The sequence below is a fragment of the Archangium sp. genome (assembly GCF_036389735.1).
Taxonomy (GTDB): domain Bacteria; phylum Myxococcota; class Myxococcia; order Myxococcales; family Myxococcaceae; genus Archangium.
Map to the genome: position 1 here is coordinate 1 of NZ_DASVWK010000046.1, position 7176 is coordinate 7176.

Genomic DNA, 7176 nt, shown 5'->3' on the forward strand with positions numbered 1-7176 from the left:
CCGCCGCGAGGACTACGTGGCCGCCGGCGGCTTCGACAAGAGCCTCGGCCAGTCCGAGGACATCGAGCTGGGCGTGCGCCTGGAGAAGGCCGGCTGCCGCTTCGAGTTCTGCACCGAGGCGTATGTCCTCCACGGCTCGGACCACACCCTCCTGGAGAAGTGGCTCAAGCGCGCGCACCGCTACGGCATCTTCGACTCGCACGTGGCGGCCAAGCACCCGGACGTGCCGCAGGTGGACCCGTGGCGCTTCCTCTTCGAGATGAACGCCCTGGCCCGGCCGCTGCTCGCCGCCGCGGTGGTGGCGCCCGAGGCCACCCGCCCCCTGACGCGGGCGGTGATGGGAGCGGCCCAGCTGGCCGACAAGGCGGGGCTGACCAAGGCGGCCTTCGCGGGCACCTCGGTGACGTACGCCATGGAGTACCTGCGCGGGGCGCGCGCCGAGGCGGGCTCGCTGGGCAAGGCGGCCCGGCACGTGGCCCGCTACGCGCTCACCGGTGGCAAGCCCGGCCAGGTGCTGCGGCTCGTCCGCGCCCTCAAGGATGACGCGGTGCAGGTGGCGCGCTCCGAGCACGGCGGCACGGGCGTGAAGGCCGTGGCCTCCATGGTGCTCACCTCGGATGGCTACCGGGTGCTGGCGCTCCAGCGGCTGCGCGAGGCGTCGCGCGGGCTGGGCATTCCGCTCGGCAACCACGCGCTGCGCGTGATTCAGACGGCGCTGCTGGGCGTGGAGGTGGGCAAGGACGTCGAGCTGGGCAGCGGCGTCTACTTCGTCCACAGCCTGGGCACCGTGGTGGGTGGCGACGCGAAGGTGGGCAACCGCGTGCGCTTCTACGGCAACAACACCGTGGGCACCGCCAAGGACGACGGCTACCCCGTCATCGAGGACGACGTGTGGGTGGGCGCCGGCGCGCGCATCCTCGGCCCCATCACCATTGGCGCCCGCTCGCGCATTGGCGCCAACGCGGTGGTGCTCAAGGACGTTCCCCCGGACAGCGTGGCGGTGGGCGTGCCCGCGCGCATCGTCCCCCGCAGAGACGTGGACGGCGAGTGATGCACGGAGCCGGTCGGAGCGGCGCACCCAGGTGGACACCCGGCAGGAGGGCCCGCGCGGCCCTGCTCGTCGGCGTGTACGCGTGCGCCCCGGGACTGGCCTCCTGCAAGCGAAACACCGCGGAGGCTTCCGCCGCGCAGGGCTCGCCCTCGGGCACCACCGTCTATGACATCCCCCCGCTCACCGAGGTGGCCTTCGCCACCACCCTCCAGGCCGGCTGGGAGGATGTGGGCTGGGCCGAGCGGGACCTGAAGAACCCCGGCCCCGCGAAGCTGCGCCTGGACAACATGGGCGGGTGGATGCTGCACAAGAAGGGCCTCCAGGGCGACTTCGGCGGGCTCGCGCTGCGCTACCGCGCTCCCTCCAGCTTCGGGGAGTTCCTCGAGGTGCGGCTCGACTCCGAGGGCGAGACGCTCTTCCCCCGGGTGCCCGTGGACTCGAGCCACGTGGCGCGCCGCGAGGGCGACTGGGTGCAGCTCTTCGTCCCCTTCGAGCAGCTCAACCCGGAGAAGGTGCCCTTCACCCGCATCGTCGTGCGCGCCCACAAGAAGGTGGCCGACGACTGGGTGGAGATGGATCAGGTGGGCCTCACCGCCCCCGGTGGCATGAAGCCCGCCTCAGGTACCTTCGTGGCGGAGCAGACGCGGCAGTCGGGCACCGGCGCCCAGACGGTCATCCAGCCGGTGGAGCTGGCCTTCGACAACGTCCTTCAGGCGGGCTGGGAGGATCGCGGCTGGTCCGAGAAGGACGTGAAGAACCCGGGCCCGGCGAAGGTGCGGCTGGCCAACATGGGCGGGTGGATTCTGCACAAGAAGGGCCTGGCGGTGGAGTCCGGCGGGCTCACGCTGCGCTACCGCCCCCCCGAGGGCTTCGGGGACTTCCTCGAGGTACGGCTGGACTCCGAGGGCGAAGTAATCTTCCCCCGCGTGCAGCTGTCGGACTCGTACGTCACCTCGCGCGAGGGCGGGTGGACGCAGGTGTTCGTCCCCCTGGCGGAGCTCAACCCGGAGAAGCATCCCTTCACGCAGATCGTCCTGCGCGCGCACAAGAAGGTGGGCGAGGACTGGGTGGAGCTGAACCAGGTGGGCTTCGCCAACCTCGTCACGCCCACCGGGACCCAGGGCCAGGCGCCAAAGACGGCCACCGAGGTGGGGGGCGGTCGCGTGGCCTTCGGTGACGCCAAGGCCACCAAGGTGGTGGTGGACTGCACCGCCCCCAGCCACCGAATCAGCCCGCTCATCTACGGCATCGCCTTCAGCAACCTGCGCGAGCTCAAGGAGAACCACCAGTGGGAGGTCGGCGCCACCGCGCGCCGCTGGGGTGGCAACCCCACCAGTCGCTACAACTGGAAGCTGGGCAACGTCTGGAACACGGCCAACGACTACTTCTTCCGCAACGTCATCCTCGGCACCAGCCCCCAGTACACCTCCGACAGCTTCCTCCAGGCCAACCTCCAGCACGGCGTCCAGTCCGCCCTCACCGTCCCCATGCTCGGCTGGGTGGCCAAGGACGCCACCTCCGTGGGCTTCCCCAAGTCCTTCTTCGGCCCCCAGCAGAAGATGGACCCGGACGTCCCCGAGGCTGGCAACGGCATTGGCCCCTCGGGCGAGGCGCTCAGCCCGCCCTCGCCCACGCAGACGAGCGTCGAGGCGCCTCCCTCGTTCATCCATGAGTGGGTGCGCTCCATCCGCGAGAAGGACCAGACGCGCGGGCGCAGCGTGCACCAGTACATCCTCGACAACGAGCCGATGCTCTGGAACACCACGCACCGCGACGTGCACCCCGAGCCCGCCACCTACGACGAGCTGCTCGAGCGCACCATCGCCTACGGCACCGCGGTGCGGCAGGCGGACCCGGACGCCGTCATCGCCGGCCCGGCCGAGTGGGGCTGGACGAACTACTACAACTCGGCGGCGGACGTGGCCCCGGGCGGCAACAAGAAGGATCGCAAGGCGCACGGCAACGTGCCGCTGCTCGCGTGGTACCTCAAGAAGCTCAGCGAGCACGAGAAGCAGACCGGCACCCGCATCCTCGACGTGGTGGACGTGCACTTCTACCCGCAGGGCGAGGGCATCGGCTTCGAGGAGTCGGGCGCCACCGACCCGGCCACCTCGGCGCGGCGCATCCGCTCCACCCGCGCGCTGTGGGACCCCACGTACACCGACGAGTCGTGGATCGATGACAAGGTGGAGCTGATTCCCCGCCTCAAGCGGTGGATCTCCGAGAACTACCCGGGCCGCGGCATCTCCATCGGCGAGTACAACTTCGGCGCCACCAAGCACATGAGCGGCGGCCTCGCGCAGGCCGAGGCCCTGGGGCGCTTCGCCGAGGGCAACCTCACCTCGGCCTTCCTCTTCACCTACCCGCCCAACCGCAGCCCCACCTTCTGGGCCTTCCGCGCCTACCGCAACTTCGACGGCAAGGGCGGCGGCTTCCAGGACAACTTCGTCCCCTCGCGGTTCGAGAAGGCCTCGGACGCCCAGGGCATGTCCCTGTTCGCCTCGCGCAGCGATGACGGCAAGCGCGTGGTGGCCGTGGCCCTCAACCTCCAGCCGGACGAGGCGCGCAACGCCCAGGTGGAGCTCCGGGGTTGTGGCCGCGTCGCGAGCGCGCGCGTGCTGGGCTACGCGGGAGATCCCTCGGGCTTCTCCGAGCGCAAGTCCTTCCTCCAGTCCGGCACGGGCATGCAGGTCATGCTGGCCCCCTGGTCCATGACGGTGCTGGACCTCACGCTCGCCCGGGAGTAGCACTCCCCGTGCATGCGCACCGTCATCCTCAGCGACCTGCACCTCGGTAACGGCGGGAGCTACGACATCTTCGCTGGAGACGAGGAGTTGCCCGTCCTGCTGGGCTCGCTCGCCACGTCGCCCACCCGCGTCGTCCTCAACGGGAACACCTTCGACTTCCTCCTCAATGAGGATCCGCCGGAGCTCGACGTGCCCCAGGCGGTGCGTCAGGCCCGCGAGCTGGTGACCCATGCGCCGACGGCGAAGGTGATGGCCGCGCTGGGCCGGGTGCTCCACGCGGGCGGCGAGGTCCTCATCGTCTTGGGCAACCACGACCTCGAGCTCGTGCTGCCCGAGGTGCAGGCGGTGCTCCGCGACGCGCTCCAACAGCCGGACTCCATCGCCTGGCGGCTGTCCTTCCCCGTGCCCACCGAGCCCCTGCTGCTCTCCGTGGGCGGAGCCAACATCCTCGTCACCCACGGCGAGCAGGGCGATGACACCAACCGCGTCGACCACGACACGTTGCTCGCCGGCACGTTTGGCCCGAGCACGCCCTTCCGCTATCCACCCGGCTCGCTGCTGGTGAAGAGCCTCCTCAACCCGCTCAAGTCCCGCGAGCACCTGCGCTACGTGGACCTGCTCAAGCCCGACATCGAGGGGACCGTCCTCACCGCGCTCGGCACCCACCCCGCCGCCGTCAAGGCCGTGCTCCCCCCCGACACGCTCCGGCTGCTCTGGCGCCTGCTCAAGAACCGCGGGCTGCGGCCGGCCTACTCCGGCGGCGAGGAACTCTCCGAATGGGAGGGCTTCGGCCAGCGCCTCTCCGAGGCCGGCCTGACGCAACCCGAGGCCGCGGCGCTCGCCAACGCACTGGTCGCCTCGGGGCCCATCTCCTTCGAGGGAGACGAGGCCCTCGAGCAGGCGCGGCTGAAGCTGGTGCGCGCGGGGCTCGGGCGCTACAGCCGGGCGGCCCCCTCCGTCCTCGCCCCCGAGCCCTCGGAGCTCGCGGAGGCCCGCCGGCTGGCGAGTCAGTACGAGGCACGCGCCGTGGTGATGGGACACACGCACTCGGCCCGCTGGCAGCAGCAGGCGTCCGGGCACGTCTACGCCAACACCGGCACGTGGATCTGGCTGCTGCGGATGCCCTCGCCGGAGGCGAGCGACGACACCTGGAGGGCCTTCCTCCAGGAGCTGCGGCGCAATCCCTCGCTGGAGACCGACTGTCAGCGGCTCGCGAAGGTGGAGCGGCGCCTCACCTGCGTGGTGGTGGAGCCCCAGCCCTCGGGTGGGGCGACGATGCGCCTCGCCGAGTGGAAGGCCGGGGCGCTGCACACCGTGTCCGAGGCCACCCTGCCCACCACGGCGGCGTAGCCCCCGACGGGGCTCGCCCTACTTGTCGAGCACCATGGTGCGGATGAAGCCCTTGGGGTGGCGCGCGTACGAGCGCAGGTGCATGGCCACGTCCACCATCCACGGCACCCAGTCGCCCGTGTCCAGCACCGCGTCCACCGCCCGCTCCTGGTTGCGCGCGTACCACTCGCGCCAGTGCTTCACCTCGGCCGACGACAGCCGGCCCGACAGCCCCTGCGCTCGCAGCAGCAGCTCGAAGATGCCCCGGTGGCAGTAGATGTACTGGCCCGCGCCCTTCCACCCCAGCGCGTCGCGCGCCACCTCGGCCAGCCGCTCCTCGTGGCCACACGCCGCCTCGTACACCAGCAGCGGCAGCGGCGAGCCCCGGGCGATGTCGAAGCCCATCTGGCTGTAGAAGCGCGGGTTGAAGTCGATGAGGAGCTGCTTGCCCCCGGCGCGGATGAACTCCACCTCGAAGGTGCCGTAATAGCCGAGCTTCTTGCACAGCGCCCGCAGCTTCTCGGCGAGCTCCGCGTCCACCGGCACCTCCTCGAAGCACAGGCCGATGCCCAGCTTGCGCGGCCGCTGGAGCACCTTCACCGCTCCGCGCCCCACGAACAGCTCGCCCGTGCGGTCCACGAAGCCGCTCAAGCTGAAGATGTTCTGCGCCGCCTCCGTGTAGAAGGCCTGCACCATCGGCCGGTTCGCCTTCGGGTCGTAGTCCAGCAGCTTGCGCCCGTAGTGGTTGCGCTCCAGGAACTCGCGGTAGCGCGGCAGCAGCTCGCTCGCGCGCTCCACCTGCGAGCCCTTCACGTGGCTCTCGAAGAGGATCTGCGTCTGCGGCTTGAGCAGCACCGGGAAGCGCGCCTCGGCCGCCACTCGCTCCAGGTCCTTCTCGCTCTCGGCGAACCACGTGTCCGGTACATCCAGCCCCACCTCCATGCACAGGTCGTGGAGCCTCTTCTTGTTCAGCAGCCCGTAGATGACGTCCACGCCCGGCTGGTACATCCGGAAGTGCTTGGACAGCTCCTCGCGGTGCAGGGCGAACAGCCACGCCATGTCATCGCTCGTGGGGTAGAGCACATGGCCGGGCTCCTGCTCGCCGAAGCGCATGAGCCACTCCAGGAAGCGCTCCGAGTCGTTCACGTCCGGGCACTCCACCCGCCGCGTCACGTAGCGGCTCCAGCGCGCGGGCGCCAGCAGCTTGGACTCGGCCATGGTGACCGGAATGCCCAGCCGCCCCAGGCAGCGCACCGCGGCCAGCGTGCCGTAGTAGTCGGCCATCGTCAGCAGGATGGGAGGGCGGGTCGATGTCGTCATGTCTTGGATTCCTCGGAGGGTTTCAGCTCGCGCTCGGCGACGTGCTCGCCACCGGCCGCGGAGCCGGCGCTGGCGGCTTGTCGCCGCGCCAGTCGAAGCGGTGCTTCAGCTTCAGGAAGGGAGTCTCGAAGTAGCGGTAGCTCAGCGTGGCCAGGACGACGCTCAGCCCCAGCGTCAGCACGAAGTAGACCGTCACATCGTGGAACGGAACCACCCGCCGCACGACGTTCAACGAGAGCATGTGCAGCAGGTAGATGCCGTAGGTGATGCCGCCGATGTAGCGCAGCCAGGGGTGCTCCACCAGCGGCGTCAGCACGTGGCGCGGGCGGACGCACATGGCCACCACCAGCACCGTGAGCAGCAGCGAGACGAGCCAGGCCGGGGTGTCGTAGCGGTAGAGGGCCACCGCCATCAACCCCACCGCCAGCGGCACGCTCCAGGCCTGCCCCAGCACCCGCCACACCCACGCGAACGTCCTCGGGGAGTGCGTCAGGTACGCCGCCAGACACCCCATGCAGATGGAGGGGGAGATGCTCGCCATCATCCGCACCCCCAGCAGGTGCGTGTCGAGCTGGCCCGCGCTCACGCCCCAGCGCGCGAACAGCGCCAGCCCCAGCAGCCCCGCCATGAACACCACCGGGCCCCAGGCGCTCCGGAAGGAGCGCACCACGAAGGGCCACAGCAGGTAGAACTGCTCCTCGGTGGCCAGCGACCAGGCGAAGTAGAAGA

The 7176-nt window shown here is 70.4% G+C and carries 5 protein-coding genes; 3 read left to right on the plus strand and 2 right to left on the minus strand.

Going from position 1 to position 7176, the window contains the following annotated elements:
* From epsC to VF794_RS01590, 3 genes are all read left to right on the plus strand, one after another.
* The coding region (epsC, locus tag VF794_RS01580) for a serine O-acetyltransferase EpsC (RefSeq protein ID WP_331107015.1) at window positions 1-1051 on the plus strand (1051 nt) is incomplete at its 5' end.
* Window positions 1051-3798: a glycoside hydrolase family 44 protein gene (locus tag VF794_RS01585; protein WP_331107017.1), complete on the plus strand. Its 2748-nt coding sequence runs from the start codon at window positions 1051-1053 to the stop codon at window positions 3796-3798. The genes epsC and VF794_RS01585, both read left to right, overlap by 1 nt.
* Before the next feature lie 12 nt (window positions 3799-3810).
* Complete coding sequence (locus VF794_RS01590; protein ID WP_331107019.1) at window positions 3811-5148, plus strand: hypothetical protein; 1338 nt, start codon at window positions 3811-3813, stop codon at window positions 5146-5148.
* Between the two features lie 18 nt (window positions 5149-5166).
* Here VF794_RS01590 and VF794_RS01595 read toward each other — a convergent pair whose 3' ends face one another.
* Complete coding sequence (locus VF794_RS01595; protein WP_331107021.1) at window positions 5167-6447, minus strand: carbamoyl-phosphate synthase; 1281 nt, start codon at window positions 6445-6447, stop codon at window positions 5167-5169.
* 22 nt (window positions 6448-6469) lie between these two features.
* Window positions 6470-7176: acyltransferase (locus tag VF794_RS01600; protein ID WP_331107023.1), on the minus strand; the 707-nt coding region annotated here is incomplete at its 5' end.

What these genes read in the sequence shown, in the direction of transcription:
- VF794_RS01585 (WP_331107017.1), top strand. Translation starts at nt 1,051, where the DNA reads ATGCACGGAGCCGGTCGGAGCGGCGCACCCAGGTGGACACCCGGCAGG.
- VF794_RS01590 (WP_331107019.1), top strand. Translation starts at nt 3,811, where the DNA reads ATGCGCACCGTCATCCTCAGCGACCTGCACCTCGGTAACGGCGGGAGC.
- VF794_RS01595 (WP_331107021.1), bottom strand. Translation starts at nt 6,447, where the DNA reads ATGACGACATCGACCCGCCCTCCCATCCTGCTGACGATGGCCGACTAC.